This is a genomic window from Segetibacter sp. 3557_3, assembly GCF_004354985.1.
Taxonomy (GTDB): domain Bacteria; phylum Bacteroidota; class Bacteroidia; order Chitinophagales; family Chitinophagaceae; genus Segetibacter.
Window position 1 is genome coordinate 229,905 of sequence record NZ_SMSK01000005.1, and the last position, 22,273, is coordinate 252,177.

Genomic DNA, 22,273 nt, shown 5'->3' on the forward strand with positions numbered 1-22,273 from the left:
TATATCTTTTCATGGCAACCGGAATAATATGTTCAAAGCTATTTTTTGAGCTCAAGTACCCACATCTGTTTTGCAGGGATTGCAGCAGCTTTGTCCATAATCAGGGTCGATTTATTTACAACGTTTTGTGCACTGCGAAAATTTGCGGTGCCCTGTTCAAACTTGCTCCAGTCAATTGTTTTAAGTGTATCCGCAGTGTTCATTACGCACATAATTGATTGCTGTTGATCGTACCGGAAGTACACATACAATCCATCATCAGGTACGTACTGCAACATTCTTCCCGTTTTTATTGCAGAGGAGTTCTTCCTGAAATTAGCCAGCTTCGTAGTAAGATCATGTATACTATTTTCTGCTTTAGTTCTTCCCTGAACCGTAAACTTATTCAAACTGTCCCCTCTCCATCCACCTTCAAAATCAGCTCGCACGAGGCCATCGGGATTGCTTACACCCTTCATTAGGATTTCTGTACCATAATACAACTGCGGTATACCACGGCAGGTGAATAACCAGGCCAGTGCCATCTTAAGCTTTGCTGTGTCGTCGTTTACCTGCGACAAAAAACGACTTACGTCGTGATTATCCAAAAAGATCACATGCTTCATAGGATCCTTATACAGGAAGTCGTTCGTTAGTGTCTGGTACAACTTGTTCACGCCATCCGTCCAGCCAAAACCCTGGTTTAATGCCGGAGCAATGCCATAAAGGTTGGTTTGAAAATCAGTGACACCCGGCAGGTTGCTTTTAAAGGGTAAAACGAGATTATTGAGTGTGAAATAGGCCTGGTTAGCGGTTCCGTGTACCCAGGTCTCGCCAAATAAACTAAGCGAAGGGTACTCATCCAATAGTGCCTTGTTGCACCGGTTCATAAATTCAAGGTCATTATAGATGTACGTATCTATACGCCAGCCATCAACGCCAAAAGTTTCAACGCACCACAAAGCATGCTGAATAAGATAGTTGGCAGCAAAAAGATTCGATTGGTTGATATCAGGCATTTCCCTGGTAAACCAACCATTACTCATACGCGCTTTATCGGCTGCTGCTGCATAAGGATCAAACAGCGACTGGTCTTTATAACTTGTTTGGGTATACTGTGGCCATTGGTGTAACCAATCTTTCATAGGTGGATCCGTTACGGTAAAATGGTGAGCGCCGATGTGATTGTAAACTGCATCCTGAACCAGCTTCATTCCACGTTTATGTAGTGCATCGCTCAGTTGATGATAGGCATTGGCTCCACCGAGGCGCGGATCAATTTTATAATGATTCGTGAAGGCATAGCCGTGTTCCGTTCTGTTTGGCATGTCGTTTTCTAAAACAGGTGTCATCCACAAGGCCGTTACACCCAAGTCCTGCAAATAGTCGAGCTTACTGATCACACCCTGCATGTCTCCTCCATGCCGATGGTACATTGAGTCACGGTTCAGCGACTGATCTTTCATACCTGCAACCCGATCATTGCCGGTGTCGCCATTACAAAACCGGTCCGGCATTAATAAATAAATAAAATCAGCAGATGTTACGCCTTGCGCGAATGCTGTTCCTTTACCCTTTCGCCTTGGTTTGATTTCGAAAACAACCTGTCGGCTATCTGACGGGCGAGCCGACTTAAAAACCAGGCTACCAGGCTTTGCCGCCCGGCTGATGACCAGGTCAATAAAAAGGTAATTGGGACTCTCAACCTTACTGATCTTCTCAACCCGTACACCCGGGTAATTAGCCGAAAGTTTAAGATCACGAACGTTATCTCCATGCAACATCAGTTGTACTTTCGGGTTCTTCATCCCCACCCACCAGTTTGATGGGTAAACCTGTATTGGAGTTTGTGCGTAGGAACTGATAAAGCCGAATACAAAGAAAAGAAGCAGTACAAAATTTTTCATACAACAGAAGGTTTTAAAGCATTAGCCTGTTTAATTTCCATTGCACCAGAGTCGTGAACAAAGAGAACACTAATGGCTGCACATATCATGAAAAAGCCCGCCAGCACGATAGCATAAATGGGTTGACCTCCATAAAGGTTAGTAACGATCCATCCACCAAATAAGCCATTTACAATTTGCGGAAGGGTAATGAAAAAGTTGAATATGCCCATATAGATGCCCAGCTTTCCCGCAGGTATCGAGCCAGACAGGATAACATAGGGCATGGCCAATATACTTGCCCAGGCAAGCCCAACACCAACCATCGAGAGGTTGAGCATCGATGGATCCCGGACGAAGTAAATTGAAATAAGACCTATACCACCGGCGATCAACGAAATAGCATGTGTTAGCTTTCTTCCAAACTTTCTTGCTACTGCAGGCAAAAGCAAAGCATACAACATTGCTACAAAATTGTATACGGCAAACGAGGTCCCGACCTTATTGCCGGCTTCGTTATATGCAACCGTTTTTGAGTAATCACCGGAAAGGCCATAAACATGTGTGGCAACTGCATCAGTGGTAAAAACCCACATACTAAAGAGGGCAAACCAGCTGAAGAATTGTACTAACCCGAGTTGACGCATGGTCTTTGGCATATGCCTGAAGTCCGACAATATTTCACTAAGGCCGGACCCTTTTTCTTTACGTTCGACCTTACCATGATAGCGCTCGTATTCAGCAGGAGGGTACTCAGCGGAAAAAAATATGGTAACCAGTATTGCCGCCATAAATACTACCGCCCCGATATAAAAAGAATATTTTATATTATCAGCTATGCCATCCGCACCAGCGGTAAGGCTCACACCCAGGCCGGCTAAAATATCGGGCAAAGCTGAACCCGCTACTGCTCCAAGTCCGATAAGAAACGTTTGGATACTAAAACCAAGTGTTCGTTGTGTTTCGGGAAGATTATCTGCAACCAATGCGCGAAAGGGCTCCATAGCGATGTTAAATGAAGCATCCATGATCATCACCATTCCTGCACCGATCCATAAAGCCGGGATAATACCGGCGAGCCCGCCGGAATTTGGCAGAAAGACCAGTGCCGCGCTTGAAAGAAGCGCACCGGCTAAAAAGTAAGGCTTCCTTCTTCCGAGCCGGTTCCATGTCTTGTCGGAGTAGTGGCCGATAATGGGCTGAACGATCATGCCTACAAGCGGTGCAACAATCCAGAAGAGCGGCAACTGGTCCACATCGGCTCCAAAAGATCGTAAAATACGGCTGGTGTTTCCGTTTTGAAGTGCAAACCCAAACTGGATGCCTAGAAAACCGAAGCTCATGGTGAAGATCTGCCCGATGGATAAGCGCGGTTTTGAAGAGACAGCGGTTCCCGGTGAAGTGATGACAGTGTTAGATGACATAGCAATCGTTGGTTACAATGTGTAATAATTACATCATCTAAATATAGCACGAAAAAAACATCCGGTTAAGGATGTTTTAAAAATTTTGTTGTTGCTGTAATCTACTGTGCAGGTTAAAACAATTAGCAATGCCATTGGTTCACCTGAACATAAAAAGCAGCTAATAAGCAGGCAAGCTTACTGGATCGTAAAGCCGTCAGGCAGAATTGCGTTTTTCTTGATGACTACAATTTCATCCTTCACACTATACAATTCATGGTCTTTGTTCTCTATGCCATTCCCGCCAATGATCTTAACGTCGTTACCAATGCGGCAGTTTTTGTCGACAATTGCCTGGCGGATATAACACCGGTCTCCTATACCAATTTTTGGTGTACCCCTGTTCATTTGCATTTGTTCGATGGTTTCGTAATAATCGTTACCCATTAAGTAACTGCTTACGATGTTTGTTCCATACCCGATACGCGAACGAATGCCGATTACGCTGTTTTCAATTCTGCTTGCATGAATGATTGATCCTTCTGCTATAATTGTTTTTTCAAGCGTGGTTCCGCTGATTTTTGCAGGCGGCAACATGCGAGGGTTGGTATAAACACTCTGCGTATTGTCGAAAAGATTAAAGGGTGGAATTTCGTCTGTGAGGGCAAGGTTAGCCTCGTAAAAAGAATAGATGTTACCAATATCTGTCCAGTACCCTTCGTATTGAAAACTCACCACCTTGTATTTACCAAGGGCAGTTGGAAGGATTTCTTTTCCGAAGTCGGTTGCGTCCTTCATCTTGTCTTCAAGAAGATCGAAAAGTGTGGAACGGTTAAAGACGTAGATGCCCATTGATCCAAGGTGGTTTCTACCCTGCCTTTGCATTTCCGCTCCTGTATCACTGGTCCATTGCGGTAGAAGGTCGCGTCCCGGTTTTTCTGTGAATGATGTGATGTTTCGTTCTTCATCGGTTTTCAGGATGCCAAATTCAGTGGCCTCTCTTTCAACAACAGGGATGGTTGCAACCGTAATTTCGGCGCCTGATTTTTTATGGGCCTGGATCATTTCGCCAAGGTCCATCTGGTAAAGCTGGTCGCCACTTAAGATAAGTACATATTCGAATTCGTTGATTCCAACATGTCGCAATGATTGCCGCACGGCATCTGCCGTTCCCTGGTACCAACCTGGGTTATCGGGTGTCTGCTCAGCTGCAAGAATATCGACAAAGCCTTTACTAAAAGCACTAAAGTGATACGTGTTTTTAATATGTTTATTCAACGATGCCGAGTTGAACTGCGTCAACACGAACATTCGGTTGATGTTACTATTTATACAGTTACTGATTGGGATATCAACCAATCGGTATTTGCCGGCAATCGGTACCGCTGGTTTACTGCGGCTTGCTGTAAGCGGGTACAACCGGGTGCCTGAACCGCCACCCAGGATCACCGCGACCACTGATTGTGATAATGTTATCATATACTATAGTTATAGATTAAAGAATACGTATCCATGATTATCTTTTTGTAAAGCCAATCTTGCCGAATGTACTGTTCTCTCAGGTAAGGCCCTGGTATAAATTAACGTAGTCCTGTGCACTCTTATCCCAGCTGTTGTCTACCTGCATCATTCTTGCGCGCATATCACCCAGTTGCCGGGAATCTTCATAAGCCTTAACGGCACGGGTTATACCATGAAAAACATCACCCACACTTGCATGATAAAAACGTATGCCGTACCCTCCGGGATCTCCCATGTCGATAACGGTATCTTTAAGTCCACCGGTTGCACGCACCATAGGTACTGTTCCATAACGCATGGCGTACATCTGGTTGAGACCACAAGGCTCTACCCGGCTTGGCATGAGTAAAAAATCTGCACCCGCATACATCTGGTGACTTAATTTCTCATTGTAACCAATCATTACATTATACTGACCCTGGAATTGATGTACCATATTCTTTAGCTGCCACTCCACCTGGGGTTCACCGCTACCAAGTATAAGAAAGTTAACTGCGCCTGGCATACCATAAAGTGCAGACATGATACTGTCGGGGAGAATATCGGCTGCTTTTTCGCCGACAAGCCTGCCAATGAAGATGATCAGCGGTTTCTCAACGTCTAAATTGAATTGGTTACAGAGCTGGAGTTTATTTGCGTGCTTACCCGCGTGTACATTTTCGATGGAATAATTATCGGAAATATAAGTGTCGGTTAAGGGATCCCAAACCTCGTTATCAATGCCGTTTAGAATACCTGCGCACTTACCCCGTTCGTATTCAAACAGGTCCTCGAGTCCGTTTGCAGAAGCCCGCAGTTCATCGAGATAACTCCAGCTAACCGTAGTAATCTTCCATGCACACTTGATAGCACTGGCCAGTGGGTTAATGGTGTTTTTCCATTCAAGCAATCCGGCTTTCCAGCTATCCCATGCGGGTATCATATAACTCTGGTCCCAACCCATCCAGCCCTGGTATTGCGCATTGTGGATGGTAAGCACTGAAGGTATTGAGCCTAACCTGTTGTAGGCATAACAATGCTGCATCATAAAGGGGATCAGCCCTGCATGGTAGTCGTGTACATGCACCACATCGGGCTGGTGTTGCCAGTGTGTAAGCCAATCAACAATAGCAATCTGGAAAGCAACAAACCGTTCGGTGTCGTCGGCGTATCCATAAATCTTTTCACGATCAAGTAATCCGGGAATGTCTATCAGGTATAGATCAAATTCAAGCACATTATAACGTTCCTTGATTACGGTATATTCAAAGAAGCGGTTACCAATATAACTATGCCCTTTAAAGTCTACCACCCATTCATTATCCATCAGAAACTTAGTGCGATACATGGGCATAACAACCTTGGCAATATGACCCAGTTTATTTTGATATTTTGGAAGGGCTCCAACTACATCTCCCAGACCACCAGCTTTAGCTACAGGATAACATTCAGCGCTAACGTGGACTATTTCCATAATTTGCAGGCAGTTAGTGATATAAAATTGTCGTCAAGGTATGAATGCTTTTTGATTTGTTGCACACGCATTAAAAATTTTTTAAAATTCAATATACCATGCAGCGCTGCTTTAAAATATTTGATGAATATGAAAAATCACTTACTTTGATGGCCTGTACAGCACGTTGAAATTCGGACCTGTTGAATGCGAAGTACGGCAGCTAACCCTGGCATCTTAAATGCAACATCATGCAATTTCCAGGATGCAGTGCGGGCAAGTGCTCCACAAATGTTCTCAGCTAATTCATGCATGCAACCAATGCACCAGCCTTATTGGTTTGCCCGATGTTGCCGTAAATAGGACAGAAGAACACCGGTGATTGTATTACTATGATGACCGATTTGCAACATAATACCGGAATTAAAAACGATAGCATCAACTACAGCTTAATCCTGGAAAAAGAAAACTAAAACGAATGAAGGCATTTACCTCGCAACAGCTTGCAATCGGTATCGACATAGGCGGCACTAACACCACTTTTGGTATTGTTGATCACAGGGGCGAAATCAAGTACAGGGGTGCGTTGTCTACAAATAAGTACGCCAATGCAAACGACTATATCGATGCTTTGTACGAGGCTATATATCCATCTATCGACCAGGTGGGTGGCTTCGATCTGATCAGGGGTATTGGCGTGGGCGCTCCAAACGGCAACTTTTATAAGGGCACCATTGAATATGCACCAAACCTGAACTGGAAGGGTATCATACCCTTTGCTGACCTGATGACAAAGAAGTTCGATGTGCCTACTGCATTAACAAACGATGCAAATGCTGCTGCCGTTGGCGAGATGATGTATGGCGCTGCAAAGGGAATGAAAGATTTTATCATGATTACGCTTGGTACCGGTGTGGGAAGCGGGATTGTTGCCAATGGTCAACTGATATATGGGCATGACGGTTTTGCCGGAGAACTCGGTCACACCATCATAATCCCGGGTGGACGACTTCATAAGGGAACAGGCGTACATGGCTCATTGGAAACGTATTGTTCAGCCACAGGGGTACGGGTTACAGCTGTAGAGATGCTGAGCAAATCGCCAGCGGAGAACAGCCTGCTTCGCAGTTACAGTACCGAAGAGCTAAACAGCCGCATTGTTTATGAATGTGCGATGAAAGGCGATCAAATTGCAAATGAAGTTTATCGTTTTACAGGAGAAATACTGGGTAAGGCACTGGCCAATTTCGTGATGTTTTCTTCTCCCGAGGCGATCATCCTTTTTGGAGGGCTGTGCAAAGCCGGTGACCTTTTACTAAAGCCAACCCGCGAACACATGGAAGAAAACCTGCTACCCATCTACCGCGATAAGGTGAAACTTATTTTTAGTGAATTACGCGAAGCAGATTCGGCAGTACTTGGTGCAAGTGCACTTGTTTGGGAGATGAAGCAGGTTTAGTAAATAAGTTACGAACAGATCCGTTATTTTGCCTTAATCATAAATACTGCCGGCACAGGCCGCTGCCCTTCTTTGTCACTGGGCCGGATGGTTTCCTTACCATTTACCAACATACAGCTGCTACCACCGCCGTCAAGATTTAACGCCTCCGCACAGCCGAGATCTTTAAAAAGCTGTGCCTCCTGCACAAGGGTAACGCCCTCTGCAATGCCCGGTGCTCTGCCCTCAACAACCATAATAATCAGCCTGCCCCCGGCAGTATAGCCCATCCCGGTCCTGGGATGTTTATCCTCAATTCCTTTGCCTGCAAACTTTAGTTCTTCGTTATTGGTAATTGCAACGTTGCCATTCTGGAGTAGTACCGGACCTCCACCAACGGCAGTTTGCATCTTCCATTTTTTAAGTTTTGCTGCTTTTTGTTGTTGCGCATCGCTTGACTGATAGCCGGCATTTCGCAATCTTAAAACCTGGTTAGCGTCCTTTATTGGGGGATATATTTCTTGAACGGCATAAGCGCGCCGTTTTGAAGAGTCCGTAAATGTCCACGCTACGTCGGCAGTGCGTTTTTTGCTGATTCCAAGTGCGCTGACAAGCGGATGTGTGTAAGTGAGTGTATCTTTTCCCCTACCTGCAATGGGTGTATTGTAAGCAAGTAATCGGCCCCTGTTTATCACAACGTTCAGGTTCCTGTTATGCACAAACTCAAAAAAGCTTGAATTGACCACCAGCAGTGGCCGGGCATTTTTGGTATAAAATGAAGAAGGTGTAAGGCGCCGATTTAACGTTGTATCGGTGACAAATTCCAGCGACCGTTGATTAAGATCAGCGGACACATAAAAGGCGCGGTTTGGCTTTCCTTCAATAGCGTCATCTGTAAAATAAACATGAACTCCGGCAGGCAGCGGCTGGTAAAGGCTGTCGACATTGTTCCAATGCAATTGAGCAAGGCCATAAGCTGGACACAAAACCAGGAACACCAGAAGTCGGTTCATAACGATTATACTAGGTTAGCAATGCTAATGAAAAATCGGATGTGGAAACCGGATGGCGGATGATTAATACAGGGTTAATCCAAAGCCGGAACAAACAAAGATTACTTACTGTTCGATACAAGAGAATGGATAGCGATGATGGATAGAAATAAGCCAGTTTACATAGAGGAGTAAATAGCCCTATCACTGCGATACCGATGAACGGATTGCGACGCAACGATGATGCCATGAAAGCCAATTGCCGGTAGCCAAAAAAACATTATTGTTACCGGGAATTTATGCCTGAAGCATTGCTTTTTCCTCCTGCCATTTACGACGTCCGTAGCCGGGTATTACATGTCTTTCGCTGTGGTAAGAAGATCTAACCAATGGACCACTCTCAACATAGTCGAAGCCGAGGCTATAACCGATTTCCTTTAGCTCTGCAAATTCTGCAGGCGGAACAAAGCGCTGTACCGGAAGGTGCTTTTTTGTGGGTTGCAGATATTGGCCGAGGGTAAGCACATCAACACCCGCTGCAACAAGGTCCTCCATACTTTGGACCACTTCTTCTTTGTTTTCGCCAAGACCTAACATGATACCGGTTTTGGTACGCATGCCGCCCTGCTTTAATACTTTAAGTACTTCTATGCTGCGACGATATTTTGCCTGTATGCGAACCTGCCTGGTAAGCCGCTCAACGGTTTCCATGTTGTGGCTAACCACATCGGGTGCAGCGTCGATGATGCGTTGTATATTTTCTACCTGGCCCTTAAAATCGGGGATCAGGGTTTCGAGTGTAGTATCGGGATTTAAGGCCTTAATTGCTTTAATAGTATTGAACCAGATGATCGAACCACCGTCTTTGATTTCGTCCCTGTCGACGCTGGTAACAACAGCATGCTTTACCCGCATAAGGTTTATGGCTTCGGCAACGCGTTGCGGCTCATCCCAATCGAGCGGGTCGGGGCGACCTGTAGCAACGGCACAAAAACCACAACTACGGGTACAGGTATTACCAAGGATCATAAAAGTTGCTGTGCCCTCGCCCCAGCACTCGCCCATGTTAGGGCAGTTGCCGCTTTCGCAAATGGTGTGTAATTTATGGGTATCGACAAGCCCGCGAACGTGCTTATAGCTCTCTCCGATTGGAAGTTTAACCCTTAGCCAATCTGGCTTTTTTACTTTTGCGGCTGGTTCTTCAACCCGAGCAACGACCGGAGTATCTATCATGATGAGGAGGTAGTGTGGTGAATGTTCTATAGTACAAACCTGATGTTACAACCATAAACCATTACAGTAACAGCTGCTTTACAAGCTTTCACACGGCAAAAATACGAGAGTTTCCGGTACGAATTCCGGCAGAGATTTCCAGAAGGGAACATTACCTGCGCCTTCCGAATACGATAGCAGCGTAGGCGTTTAAGAACAATTGTCGTTGTTTTTGCAGCAAGAGTATGGGCATTTTTTGAGAATAATATTCGGCGTGTACACCAACTTCAACAGCACTGACCATTTCGTTATACCGGCCATAGTCGAAGCGCATCCCCACTTTTGCATAAAGGCCAGGAACAAACTTGAGTTCATTGAAGCCTTTACCTAAGCCAGATGCACCGTTAATGACACTTGGGTTCAGGAAAACCGAGTCGTTGTCGTTATACTTAACATCTGAACGTTTGCCGGTGCGGCTATCACTGATGTCGAGGAAGTATGGTTTGAGCAACCCGGCACTAAATCCACCGCCATATAAGGCAGTAACGGCTACACCGTTTTTATTGCCTTTTCCACCAATCAAGCGTTGTTGCCCAATGCCAAGTTTGGCATAATAGAAGTTATTGATTTTACCATATATAAAAGGATTACCCACCAGTAAACCAAACGCATCTCCCCTGCTAAGTTTCTCTTCTTTGTCGTGTTTTCTTTCACCTATTTCGAGGCTGTAAAGATTTGTTTTGGTTGGCGTTTTAAGCCTGCCAAGTTCGTAGAATGCACCGTATCCGTCGGAGGTAAGTTTAAGCCCAAAAACGCTTTGTTTATGAAAGATTAACGCGCCTTCTTCCTCTTGTTTTATCAATTGATTAACCTTCTCTTTGCGATCATTCTTCTTTTGCTGCCGGCTGCTGATGGTCCTGTCCTGCGAAAAACTCACAACGACAACCAGGCTGCAAAGGGTGACCAGAATTATCTTCTTCACTTTGTATTACGTTTGTACGGTAAATTTATATAAAAAATACTTCAATGACTTCACAAGTAATTTACGAAGGAAACCTGCGGACGGTTGCTACACATCTTCAAAGCGGCACCAGGATTGAAACGGATGCGCCCACAGATAACCAGGGTAAAGGAGAACGTTTTTCACCCACCGACCTCGTGGCAACGGCCCTCGGAAACTGTATGATGACGGTAATGGGAATTAAGGCAAGGGACATGGATGTAGACTTAAGCGGCACCTCGATTGATATTACAAAAATTATGGCCTCCGAACCCCGGAGAATCAGTGGGATAAAGGCTTTCGTACATTTTCCGGCCGGCGTTAAGGCCGATGAAAAAACCAAAGCAATACTGGAACGCACGGCAAGAACCTGCCCGGTTTTTCAAAGCCTTCACCCCGATCTTGAACAGGATATTCAATTTGAATGGGCAGCCGGGTAATTATTCGGGTACAGTAAAACGTTCGTTCATTTTATAACCAACCCTGCTCAGGAGCCATTGTAACATTTAAACTTTTGCATATCGTTAGGAAGTAAAGACGCGTTTACCGGTGATGAAATGTACTTTTCAGGAGTAACCATCCTGGTTTAAGCGAATTAGCGTGCAGACGCTGCAGGCATGAGCAACCGGCTGCCTCAAAATAAATTACTCCGGCATTAGCCCCGTTGTGTTTTAAGGATTGCAGTTCCGACGGCGCATTCAAGACATCGTTTTGGATCGCAGTACATGTTTTTAAGCTCAATCAGCGCCTGGCTTTCTAACGCATTTGCATTAGAAACGCCATTTTGCGCCCACTTTTTCACCACTTCATTTTGCTCGGGTGGCAATTCTGCAAGCCAGGCAACTGCCTTAAGTTTATACGACTCTTCTTTGGTATGGCTGCCATAGGCAAACAACACCGGAATGATGCCGTTGATAATGATGTTTTGGATCATCTGTTTGCCAATGGGTTTATGGCGGTAATCTTGTCCGTCATCGATGGTATAGTGGTAATGCCAGAAGTCATTTGGTGTTACTTCCAACAATTTACACACCTGGCTTAGTGTTTCGGCCTCCCGTATTTGTGCAAAAAGGTGTAAAGACTGGTGAATGATCATAGCCAGTTGGGCAAGCCGAAGGGTTGGAAAATTTGCCGGCCGCATTCGCAGGAAAAACGGCTTTTTAGTTGTTGGCTGCAACTGGTATTTATTTTTTAAAAACCGATATTCGCGTTGCAGAAGTTGCTGATAATCGCCCTCGAGCTTATCGTTGAGAAGTCCTGCTTGTCCGAGCAGTAATCCCTCGAGCTGGTGTATCTGGTTTTTGTGCCTGCCGAGGATGTTCACCGGGATACTTCGTGCCATAGATTCGAAGATTTCCGTATTGACCTTTGCACCAAAACTCCGGGCCAGCATCCACCAGAAAACTTCCTCCCAGTGATTATTAGCAGCTTTCAGCAAGTTGATAACCCCTGATGCTTTACGCTGCAATCGTTCAACAACAAGCCGCTCTTTCCAGGCCACCCACGCGAGTGGGGCAATGGCGGGCAGATGTGGCTGGCTTGCAACGAAACCGGGAGAAAACATAAGCCCCTCGTAGCGTGCAAGCAAAACCCGGGGCACCCTTGAACCCAGGCATAAAGTCGGCAAAACAGCACCATGTGCGTCGGTAACTTCAGCATCATGCTCCCAAACAACATGCAGGATGATATTGCTATAATTTGAATCGTTGGTATGGCCGTGTGTGTGCCAATCGGAAGATTTTATGTGCAACTCTATATTGCCGATCCAGGTAGTACCACTAATCAGCAGCTTTCCATTAAGAAAATCAGGGCCCTGGTCGGTATTGTGATTTCCCTGGTGTATTACGTGTAGCTGTTCACCTTGTTCTGTTACAAGCGCCGAAGTGTTGAAGTATTGGAATTGCCAGATAAACTGGAGCAAACGTTCTGTCATATCAGGAAGCCCGTTGATTGAACTTCATGAAATATAAACAAGAAATCAGCGAAATCAAAACTATAGCCTGGGCGTTAACCCAAGTAAGTGGCAGCATTGAAACAACAGATTGCTTCAAACGTGTCAGGCTCAGAAGAGTTACTGCACGAATAAACATAGCTGCGCAGGAGAAACAACAATTTCAAGGGTTCTTATACCTGTTGGAATAAACTTTTGATAAATGAGCGAGAATCTGTCCCGGGTTACGGCTATAAACATAGCCGCGTTTGGCTCTATAGTACACCCAACTTGCCGAGTTCGGCAACAACACGGCTAACCGGTAAGCCCATGACATTATAGAAATCGCCATTGATCGACTTGATCCCAACCACCCCTATCCACTCCTGGATGGCATACCCGCCCGCTTTGTCGTATGGAGAGAACTTTTCAACATAGTATTCAATCTGTTCGGAGGTGAGCTCGTTAAATGTGACATCCGTTTTTTCTGAGAAGCAGACCTCACCCGTATGATTGGTAATCACTACCCCCGTGATCACGGAGTGGGTTTTCCCTGAAAGTGAATTTAGCATTTCGATTGCCTCCTTTCGATTTTCCGGCTTGTTGATCACCTGGCCATCAAGTACCACAATGGTATCTGCAGCAAGGATGGTATTTGTTTTATGTTGCTGGTGAAAGGCGGCATCGAGGTATTGATCTACCTGGCGGGCTTTATTCCGCGCTACATAAATGGGCACTTCCTCTACAGGCAGATCCTTTGGAAAGGACTCATCGGTACTTCTTGATACAACTTTAAATGCTACTTCTGCCCATTCCAGGAGCATTTTTCTACGTGGCGACTGGGAGGCAAGAATAATATTTTCCATCTGATTGCTTTGTTAGTGTTAAGTTGGCTGAACCATAATCAGGACACCTGGATAAGCGTAGTTAAAACAATTGTGCCCTACAAAGACTCACATGCCTGCTAACCTGCTTTCGGCAACTCCCTAAAGGTGAAACTATTGCCCTTGTACTGTGCTCAGAGGTATATTCTAAAAAACACCATTGACAATATGCCGGTGAACATAACAATCTTAATCCACGAGCTGAGTTGATGATAATCAGCGCTGGTTCTAGCGGTAAAAAGCTTCCTGAATATCAACAAAAGCGGAACGATAACGAACAGAATACAATAGATGGCACTGAACCACCACCTGAACTGAAGCACATAAAATTGTACGATCAATAAAGCCGCCATTAATACAATCATCCATACCGCAACAAAGACCTTTGAGACGTTAATGCCCCAAACTATGGGCATAGTGCGGCAGCCATAGCGGCGATCACCTTCTATATCTTCCATGTCTTTTACAACTTCCCGAATTAAACTAATCACAAAAGCAAAGCCCGCATATAAGAAGGTGATACGGGTGATCTTTTCCGTGTAGGAACCCGTGTCGATGGTTTGAAGCAGGTTGCTTGTCTCTGCCCAGGTAATTACCAGGATAACCCAGGCCGTGAGCAATGAGATTACGACATTGCCTGACAACAACTTTTTTTTGAGCGAGATCGAGTATAAGAAAAGGAGGAGTACACAACCGAGGTTTGCGATCGTAATAAACCGCGCGCTTGTAAGCCAATCGACGAAAAAGGAAAGTAAAACGCCAAGCAGGCTAAACAATAAGTGCCACAAAATGACTGACCTCCTGTTTATTATTTTGTCAACTACCAGCTTATCGGGTTTGTTTACCCTATCGATGTTGAGATCGAAGTAGTCGTTAATGATATAACCCGCTGCCGCAATCAGCACCGAAGCAGCGGCAAGTGCAAGAAAATAAATGCCGCTAATATTGGGCACGACACCTGCGGCTTCAAATACCGGGTGAACTATGCAATAAACAAACAGCAACTGCGTAATGGCAATAAAAACCAGATTCGGCCAGCGAATCAAACGCATAAAAGCGGAAAGAAGTTTCAAATACGGTGTTTAAACCGGCAAGTTAGCAAATGGTTCAGCAGTGCCTTTGAATATTATTGTGAGCGGATGGTAGTGTCCTCTGCCCAGTGCCCACGAACTTTCAAGACCTTTTCAATAACGTCGCGACCACATCCAAAACCGCCATTGATAGGCGAAATGTATTTTGAAACAGCTTTGATTTCCCCTACCGCATCCGCGGGGCAACAAGGCAGACCCACCTGCTCCATTACTTCAACATCCGGGATATCATCGCCCATAAATAATACCTCTTCGTAACGCCGTTGTTGCTCCTGTAAAAACTTGTCGAGACAGGCCAGCTTGTTTTGAACAGACATAAAAACGTGCCTGATACCCAGCTTATGCAGGCGATCTTCAACGTCGGGGGAATTGCCGCCAGAGATGATGGCTACGGTATAATTCCGTTTTACCGCAAGCTGAAGGGCATAGCCATCTTTTATATTCATACGCCGCGCCATTACACCGGCAGGTAGAATAAGCAATGTTCCATCGGTAAGTACCCCATCGATGTCGAATACCAACGTTGTTATTGATTTAAATATCCCGAGAACATTCATGGATGAACGGTATTTCAGTTTTGAAAATATTGAATTCAGATTCTACCCGGTATTCACCTGCTGAACCCTGGTTCAGGCTGCCCGGAACTCCGGGAGCTATTAAGCAAAAGTATTGGAAAACAAGCCGGAATTGGCCTGTTCATCATGGTTAGCCAGCGTTAACAGCATTAACAAGCTTGTGCTGGTGCGTGGTAATACTCTGGCTCATGGAGGCATAGATGGTTTGTATTGCAGGGTAGCCAGAGAGCAGCTGCAGGTGTTTTTCGATGGTTGCCTGATCTCCCCGGGAAGCTGGGCCTGTTTGGAGTAGTGCCGGGGAAGCCTGGCTTATCCTGCCTGCAATCTCCGAAATAAGGGGAACCAGGCTTTTAAAATCAAGCGCTTCGGCAATGCAATATCGCTCGGTAAGTGCATATAAATGATTGGTGAAGTTAGATGCGATAACCGCGGCCACATGGGTTTTGAGCCGCTCCTCGTCATCCGCTACACGTACACCGGCGGCCCAGGTGCCCGCGAATAACGTAAGCACCTCTATTGTATGCGGGTTGCTGCCGTTAACGAGCACCGGGATGGGTGGCAGGCGGTCAACATCTTTACGCAGGCTTTGTAGCGGGTATACAACCCCGAAGTTATCTCCCGTTTGCTGAAGTACATCCATTGCTACAGAACCTGCTGTATGCACAACGATCTTATTAAGTAGACCTAATTGCTTTGCTACTGCTGCAACCTGGTTGTCGCTGACTGCAATGATATAGATTTCGCCCTCCCTACTTATTTCTTCCACGCCTTCCGCAGCAACCGTGCTCAGTTCAGCCGCCAGCCTGGTTGCCTCGCCCCTGTTCCTCGACACGACCTGGTGTATTTCATGACCTCCTTGGCACACTACTTTACCCAGCACCGTAGCCACATTGCCCGAGCCTATTATTACAACTTTCATCTATTTTTGAGTTGAATTGACCCAAATGAAATTAGCACAAAGAATTATAATCAGGTACTACGTCAATAAGATTAGAACGCTTGCGCTGATATCACCCCGAAGAGCTGCCGAAGAAGCATTCAGGCTCTTCTGCACGCCTTACAGCAAACGAAAAGTTCACAAGGCGCCGGCCATTTTTGAAAAAGCAAACAAGCTTTCCTTTGCTCTTGGCCAGTTTACCATTAATGGATTCAGATGGCAGCCACGGGAACATGCAAATGGTAAGAAAATCCTGATCTGCCATGGCTTCGACAGCAGGAGCTATAAGTTCGACCGGTATATTGATCCATTGCTGAATGAAGGATTTGAAGTACTTGCCTTTGATGCCCCTGCACATGGAACAAGCACCGGAAGCACCGTAAATGCGAACCAATACCGCGACATGGTGCTTGAAATTAACAACCGTTATGGACCCATAGATGGTATAATGGCCCATTCTTTTGGATGTATTGCTGTTGCGCTTGCCATTGAGCAACTGGAAAACAATACCGAAAAACGTCTTGTGTTGGTGGCCCCGGCTACGGAAACTACCCGCGCGATTAACACCTTCCTGAGTTATGTACCTGTAAGCCTGCGTGTTCGCGAAGAATTTGAAAAGATTATTGAGGAGCTTGGTGGAAACCCTGCATCCTGGTTTTCGGTGAGCCGTGTGATACAACAAATTAAAACCCCTACGCTTTGGGCACACGACCAGGAAGATCCTGTTACCCCGTATGAAGACATGAAACACCTCGTTGATAAAAACCTTTCGCACCTGCAATTCGAAATTACCCGGGGTCTTGGACACAGCAATCTTTATAAAGACAGCCGGGTTGCCAAAAGAATCGTTTCGTTTTTAAGCGAATTGAAACAAAAAACGGCTTAAGCCCGAAGCGAACCCAGGAGCAAATCCGTTTTTAACGTAATGTGTTTGTTGGCTTAATTCTTATAATCTTATCATTGTACGAGGTTTGCAGGTACCTTGGGTTTCATTGTTCCAAACCTGCCTCCCCCAAAACCAAAAATCTTGCTTTATACACTTATACTGTAATATTGCAACGGCAGCACAAGCCTGCCGCTTTAAAATTATACGGTAACATCGCGCACCGGCCGCCCGGCTAGCTATAGCGGGCAGCGGCTGATCCACAACGAACAACAGCCGGTAACTTAAAATTATCTGAACGAAAGAATGTCAAAGAACCTATTAATAGTGGAGTCACCTGCTAAGGCGAAAACCATTGAAAAAATTCTCGGTAGCGACTTCGAGGTAAAGAGTTGCTATGGTCATATCCGTGACCTGGAGAAAGACGATATGGGAATTGATCTGAACAACAATTACCTGCCAAGATATAAGGTACCGGAGGACAAGGAAAAGGTGGTAAAAGAGCTGAAGCAAACCGCAAAAAAGGCAAAGGAAGTCTGGCTGGCATCGGATGAGGACCGGGAAGGAGAAAGCATAAGCTGGCACCTTTCTGAAGTGCTTGGCCTGGACCCTGCAACAACAAAGCGGATCGTTTTTCACGAGATCACGGCACCTGCAATCAGAAAGGCTGTAGAAAACCCGCGGTTGATTAACATGAATCTTGTTAACGCCCAGCAGGCCCGGCGCGTGTTGGACAGGCTGGTTGGATTTGAACTCAGCCCGGTGCTGTGGCGTAAGATCGGTATGCAAAGAAGCCTGAGCGCAGGCAGGGTACAAAGTGTTGCTGTTCGCCTGATTGTTGAAAGAGAACGCGAAATCAACCAGTTTAAATCCGAAAGCAGTTTCAAAGTAGAAGCTACTTTTTCCGCCAAAGACGTTAATGGCAAGGCGGTGAATTTCAAAGCGGAAAGCCCGGCAAAGATTAGCAAACAAGAAACAGCTGAAACATTCCTGGACAGTTGCAAAGGTGCTGATTATACTGTTGCAGATGTAATTGTAAAACCTGCAAAACGTTCACCTGCAGCTCCGTTCACTACGTCTACTTTACAGCAGGAAGCAAGTCGGAAGCTGGGTTATGGTGTAAGCAAAACCATGTTGCTGGCCCAACGTCTTTACGAGAGTGGAAAGATCACTTATATGAGGACCGATAGCACCAACCTGAGCGAAACAGCCCTGGCAGACATTCAAAAAGAGATCACGGGTAGCTACGGCGACAAATATCACCAGGCAAGGAAATACAAAAGCAAGAGCGCCAGTGCTCAGGAAGCGCACGAGGCCATTCGCCCCACTTATATGGACAGCCGGACTGTTGATGATGAAGACGGTCGTAGGCTTTATGAACTCATTTGGAAAAGAACCATAGCATCACAAATGAGCGATGCAGAATTTGAGAAAACCACTGCCCGCATCAACATTTCCACGAACAAGGAAACCTTGAATGCCAATGGCGAGGTCATGAAATTTGATGGGTTTCTTAAGGTTTACCTCGAAGGAAAAGACGACGAAGACGAGGAAGATACTGAAGGTATACTTCCGCCACTCGCAAAGGGTCAGCAGCTCGAATTCAAAGAGATGACGGCGACAGAAAAATTCACCAGGCCCGCACCGAGGTATACCGAAGCGTCGCTGGTTAAAAAGCTGGAAGAGTTGGGTATCGGCCGGCCATCGACCTATGCGCCAACGATCTCAACCATTATCAAAAGAAATTACGTTGAGAAAAGGGATAAAGAAGGGGTAAAGCGAAATGTAAACCAACTGCGACTTAGGAAAGATAACGAGATCGAAAAACAGGTGCTGGTGGAAAATACCGGTGCAGAGAAGTCGAAATTATTTCCTACCGATCTGGGGATGGTTGTTACCGATTTTCTGAAGCTCCATTTTAAGCAGGTGATGGACTATGGCTTCACTGCCGGTATAGAAGAAGAGTTCGACGAGATTGCCGAGGGTAAGATGAAGTGGAGCAAGATGATCGATGACTTTTACAAACCTTTTCATGGCAACATTGAAGAGACACTTGAAAAAGCAGAGCGTGCAAAAGGCGAGCGGGAGTTAGGAATAGACCCGGTGTCGGGCAAGAAGGTGATAGCGAGAATGGGCCGCTATGGTCCGATGGTTCAGATTGGCGACACCAGTAACGAAGAAGATAAAGCCCGATTTGCGAAGTTGAAGGCTACACAAAGTATTGAAACCATCAACCTCGAAGAAGCAATGGAGCTTTTTAAGTTACCCCGGGCGCTTGGTAATTTTGAGGGGTCGGAAGTAGCTGTTAATATCGGCCGGTTTGGCCCATATGCGGCGCATGATAAAAAGTTTTATTCGCTGAACAAAGAGATGGATCCCTATAATGTTACCCTGGAAGAGATCGCTCCTATGATTACGGAAAAGCGCCAGGCAAAAGACGACCGTACGATAAAGGTGTTCGAAAAGGAAAAGATCCAATTGCTAAAGGGACCATATGGTCCATATATCAAACAGGGATTGCGCAATTATAAACTCAGCAAGGAACAACAGGAACGGGCTGCAGACCTTACGATAGAAGAAGTAAAAGCAATTATTGAAGAACTGAAGGCGAACCCTCCAAAAAAGGTTGCGCGCAAAAAGAAGGCATAACGGACAGCAGATAAAAAAAGCCGGCTAACGAATAACGTTGGCTGGCTTTTTTGTTTTAGCGTCTACTGATCACGATTGCGCTTCCATTCTCCCTTTTAGAAGTGATAAGGTAGATTTAGCGTTATTGAATATTAAGGTCGTATGGCAACCTGGTTTGCGGGATAGCAACCATTCTTTTAACCCTTTGCAGGTGTTTCAGGAGCTCGTATTGCTCATCACCGATGTCCTCCCTTATCATCTGCGCTTTCATTTCATTCTTCTTTTCACCGAGTATACTTTCAAGAAAACCCTTCTTTTCAGGGTAAGCTTTCAGGCTATAGTCTTTCAGCTTTGCCATACGTGCAGCACAGTTTACGGCATCCTGTATCGATCCCAGCTTGTCTACAAGACCGATCTGCAATCCGCGGGTTCCTGTCCATACCCGACCTTGTGCAATGCTGTCTACATATTCAATTGGTTTCTTACGGCCTTCGGAAACCCGCTGCTTGAAACTCAGGTAAATTGTATCGATCGAGTTTTGTACAAAACGCTTTTCGGGTTCGGTTAACGGGCGACTTATGGTCAGCATATCGGCAAATGGTCCAGTCTTCACTCCATCGAAGGTCATCCCCAATTTGTTTTTAAAGAATGCCTGCATATTCGGGATAATACCAAAAACGCCTATCGAACCCGTAATGGTAGTGGGGTTTGCAAATATACTGTCAGCCTGGGCCGCGATATAGTAACCACCGGAGGCAGCCACGTCGCCAAAACTCACCACCACAGGTTTCAACTTGCGTGTTTCAGAAATCTCGCGTAGGATAACTTCGCTTGCAAGTGCACTTCCACCGGGAGAGTTTACGCGGAAGACCACGGCTTTTACATTTTTATCGAGTCTAACTTTGCGAATAATGGCCCGGAACTCATCGGAAGCAATGCTGCCGCTTTGACCGCGCCCATCAATGATTTCACCTTCGGCATATACAACGGCGATACGTTCAGCCTTGCCAGCCGGCAGATTAACCGTTTTTGCATATTTGCCGGGAGATATAAAGTTGATTTTGGAATCTTTATCAATTCTGAGCCTGCTGATGATTTCAGATTTAACCTGGTCGTCGTACCTGACCCCATCAATCAATCGATAACGCAGGGCATCATATGCAGTCTGTATACTTCCGGAGTTGGCGAGTTGATGAAGGCTTGCAGTGTCGGAGCCGGAATGTGCGGCGGCGGCTAATAAAACGCTTGCATAAAGATCATTCAGGTAAACCGTAGTCTGGATCTTGTTTGCTTCAGTCATCTGGTATTCGCGCAAAGGTTCCGTTGCACTTTTAAACTTACCGGCGTAAAAGATCTGCGGTTGTATCTCCAGTTTCTCAAGTGTTCCTTTCAGGAAAACCAGGGTTGACTCAAGACCACGCCAATCAAGCGTGCCCTTTGGATTGCAATAAACTTTATCCGCAGCTGAAGCAATATAATAAGCTTTCTGGCTGAGCACTTCTCCATAAGCGATTACAAATTTGCCGGATTTTCTAAAGTCAAGGATGGCGTTCCGCAGCTCGTCGCTTGTAGCAAAGCCGTTTGGATTAATGCTGCCTTTTATATAGATACCCTTTATGTTTTCATCTGCTTTCGCCGCGTTCAGCATTCTAACTAATTCGTATAAACCTGGTACATTATCATCATTGTCACCAGTAAACTCTGCAAGGGGGTTCTCCACTTCCTGCTCATGGATTTCCCGATCCAGGTCTAAAACCAATACGGCATTGGAACCTACCTCAGGCTTATCCGCCGACATAGCCATCCCGATGAATCCAAAAAGAATCATCACGGCGAGTATGGCAAATACCACCAACGACAGAAAGGATGCAAAAAATACTTTGAAAAAGCTTCTCATGTGTGTTTTGAAATTAAGTAGGCGAATTTAAACATATTTGAAGGCTTTGTGTGTACGTTTGATTATGGCAAGGGTTTATTTGTTAATTGGTGGTAACATGGGTGAGCGGGAGCTGAACCTTAAGGCTGCCCGTACGATGATAGCCGGTGCAGTTGGTGAAATCTTAAGTGCATCTGCCGTGTACGAAACAGAAGCCTGGGGGATTACTGATCAGCCCCTGTTTTTAAATCAGGCCATCCTGGTCGAAAGCCAATATGATCCTCAGCATATTCTCGAAAACATTCTCTCAATAGAAACCCGGATCGGTCGAAAACGGGTTCAAAAATTTGGTCCGCGTACCATTGATATCGACATCCTCTTCTATGATAACCTCGTGTTAAATAGCTCAAGCCTCACCATTCCACATCCTGAAATGCAGAACAGGCGCTTTGCCCTGGCGCCGCTGTACGAAATTGCGGCCAGCCTGCAACATCCTGTGCTAAACAAAACAATTGCGCAGTTATTTGATGAATGCCCAGATAAGCTCGTGGTAAAGCGCATCAACTAAATTAGCTATGGCAGTGCTTCACCCATTCTTTACCGGGT

The 22,273-nt window shown here is 45.6% G+C and carries 18 protein-coding genes; 5 read left to right on the forward strand and 13 right to left on the reverse strand.

What is annotated here, in order from left to right; all coding sequences use genetic code 11:
• Nucleotides 1-38: 38 nt before the first annotated feature.
• The 4 genes from EXU57_RS10535 to EXU57_RS10550 all read right to left on the reverse strand — a co-directional run bounded on the left by EXU57_RS10535 (nt 39) and on the right by EXU57_RS10550 (nt 6,242).
• Nucleotides 39-1,886 carry a glycoside hydrolase family 13 protein gene (locus tag EXU57_RS10535; RefSeq protein ID WP_133268162.1) on the reverse strand — a complete coding sequence of 616 codons (1,848 nt, stop codon included), beginning with the start codon at nt 1,884-1,886 and terminating at the stop codon, nt 39-41.
• Nucleotides 1,883-3,289: an MFS transporter gene (locus EXU57_RS10540; protein WP_133268163.1), complete on the reverse strand. Its 1,407-nt coding sequence runs from the start codon at nt 3,287-3,289 to the stop codon at nt 1,883-1,885. The genes EXU57_RS10535 and EXU57_RS10540 overlap by 4 nt, the downstream gene beginning before the upstream one ends.
• A 177-nt stretch (nt 3,290-3,466) precedes the next feature.
• Entirely contained in the window at nt 3,467-4,747 is a 1,281-nt protein-coding gene (locus EXU57_RS10545; RefSeq protein WP_133268164.1) for a glucose-1-phosphate adenylyltransferase, read from the reverse strand.
• Between the two features lie 79 nt (nt 4,748-4,826).
• The gene (locus EXU57_RS10550) at nt 4,827-6,242 is read right to left on the reverse strand and encodes a glycogen synthase (RefSeq protein ID WP_133268165.1); all 1,416 of its coding nucleotides are present in this window, start codon (nt 6,240-6,242) and stop codon (nt 4,827-4,829) included.
• A 457-nt stretch (nt 6,243-6,699) separates the two neighbouring features.
• On the opposite strand from EXU57_RS10550, the gene EXU57_RS10555 reads away from it, so the two are divergent.
• Nucleotides 6,700-7,680, forward strand: a complete 981-nt coding sequence (locus tag EXU57_RS10555; protein WP_133268166.1) for an ROK family protein — start codon at nt 6,700-6,702, stop codon at nt 7,678-7,680.
• 23 nt (nt 7,681-7,703) lie between these two features.
• On the opposite strand, the gene EXU57_RS10560 is transcribed toward EXU57_RS10555, so the two are convergent.
• The 3 genes from EXU57_RS10560 to EXU57_RS10570 form a co-directional block, all read right to left on the reverse strand.
• On the reverse strand, nt 7,704-8,672 hold the full coding sequence (locus EXU57_RS10560; protein WP_133268167.1) for a phosphodiester glycosidase family protein: 969 nt from the start codon (nt 8,670-8,672) through the stop codon (nt 7,704-7,706).
• A 276-nt stretch (nt 8,673-8,948) separates the two neighbouring features.
• Nucleotides 8,949-9,884, reverse strand: a complete 936-nt coding sequence (gene lipA, locus EXU57_RS10565; RefSeq protein WP_133268168.1) for a lipoyl synthase — start codon at nt 9,882-9,884, stop codon at nt 8,949-8,951.
• Between the two features lie 151 nt (nt 9,885-10,035).
• Nucleotides 10,036-10,845: a hypothetical protein gene (locus EXU57_RS10570; RefSeq protein ID WP_133268169.1), complete on the reverse strand. Its 810-nt coding sequence runs from the start codon at nt 10,843-10,845 to the stop codon at nt 10,036-10,038.
• A gap of 44 nt (nt 10,846-10,889) precedes the next feature.
• Here EXU57_RS10570 and EXU57_RS10575 point away from each other — a divergent pair, with 44 nt between their 5' ends.
• Nucleotides 10,890-11,303, forward strand: coding sequence for an OsmC family protein (locus EXU57_RS10575; protein ID WP_133268170.1), 414 nt, complete (start codon nt 10,890-10,892; stop codon nt 11,301-11,303).
• Nucleotides 11,304-11,518: 215 nt separating this feature from the next.
• Here the strand turns inward: EXU57_RS10575 and EXU57_RS10580 are convergent, their stop codons facing one another.
• From EXU57_RS10580 to EXU57_RS10600, 5 genes are all read right to left on the reverse strand, one after another.
• The gene (locus EXU57_RS10580; protein ID WP_133268171.1) at nt 11,519-12,796 is read right to left on the reverse strand and encodes a DUF2851 family protein; all 1,278 of its coding nucleotides are present in this window, start codon (nt 12,794-12,796) and stop codon (nt 11,519-11,521) included.
• Between the two features lie 272 nt (nt 12,797-13,068).
• Nucleotides 13,069-13,659, reverse strand: coding sequence for a Maf family nucleotide pyrophosphatase (locus EXU57_RS10585; protein WP_133268172.1), 591 nt, complete (start codon nt 13,657-13,659; stop codon nt 13,069-13,071).
• 152 nt (nt 13,660-13,811) lie between these two features.
• On the reverse strand, nt 13,812-14,750 hold the full coding sequence (locus EXU57_RS10590; protein WP_133268173.1) for a geranylgeranylglycerol-phosphate geranylgeranyltransferase: 939 nt from the start codon (nt 14,748-14,750) through the stop codon (nt 13,812-13,814).
• 53 nt (nt 14,751-14,803) lie between these two features.
• Entirely contained in the window at nt 14,804-15,325 is a 522-nt protein-coding gene (locus EXU57_RS10595) for a KdsC family phosphatase (RefSeq protein ID WP_133268174.1), read from the reverse strand.
• A gap of 148 nt (nt 15,326-15,473) precedes the next feature.
• A complete protein-coding gene (locus EXU57_RS10600; RefSeq protein ID WP_133268175.1) occupies nt 15,474-16,262 on the reverse strand; it encodes a Rossmann-like and DUF2520 domain-containing protein in 789 nt (262 codons plus the stop codon).
• A gap of 25 nt (nt 16,263-16,287) precedes the next feature.
• Between EXU57_RS10600 and EXU57_RS10605 the strand changes: the two genes are divergently transcribed.
• The gene (locus EXU57_RS10605; RefSeq protein ID WP_133268176.1) at nt 16,288-17,166 is read left to right on the forward strand and encodes an alpha/beta hydrolase; all 879 of its coding nucleotides are present in this window, start codon (nt 16,288-16,290) and stop codon (nt 17,164-17,166) included.
• 303 nt (nt 17,167-17,469) lie between these two features.
• Entirely contained in the window at nt 17,470-19,812 is a 2,343-nt protein-coding gene (gene topA / locus EXU57_RS10610; RefSeq protein WP_133268177.1) for a type I DNA topoisomerase, read from the forward strand.
• 121 nt (nt 19,813-19,933) lie between these two features.
• On the opposite strand, the gene sppA is transcribed toward topA, so the two are convergent.
• Nucleotides 19,934-21,688: a signal peptide peptidase SppA gene (gene sppA / locus EXU57_RS10615; protein ID WP_133268178.1), complete on the reverse strand. Its 1,755-nt coding sequence runs from the start codon at nt 21,686-21,688 to the stop codon at nt 19,934-19,936.
• Between the two features lie 64 nt (nt 21,689-21,752).
• Here sppA and folK point away from each other — a divergent pair, with 64 nt between their 5' ends.
• The gene (folK, locus tag EXU57_RS10620) at nt 21,753-22,235 is read left to right on the forward strand and encodes a 2-amino-4-hydroxy-6-hydroxymethyldihydropteridine diphosphokinase (RefSeq protein WP_133268179.1); all 483 of its coding nucleotides are present in this window, start codon (nt 21,753-21,755) and stop codon (nt 22,233-22,235) included.
• Nucleotides 22,236-22,273 lie beyond the last annotated feature (38 nt).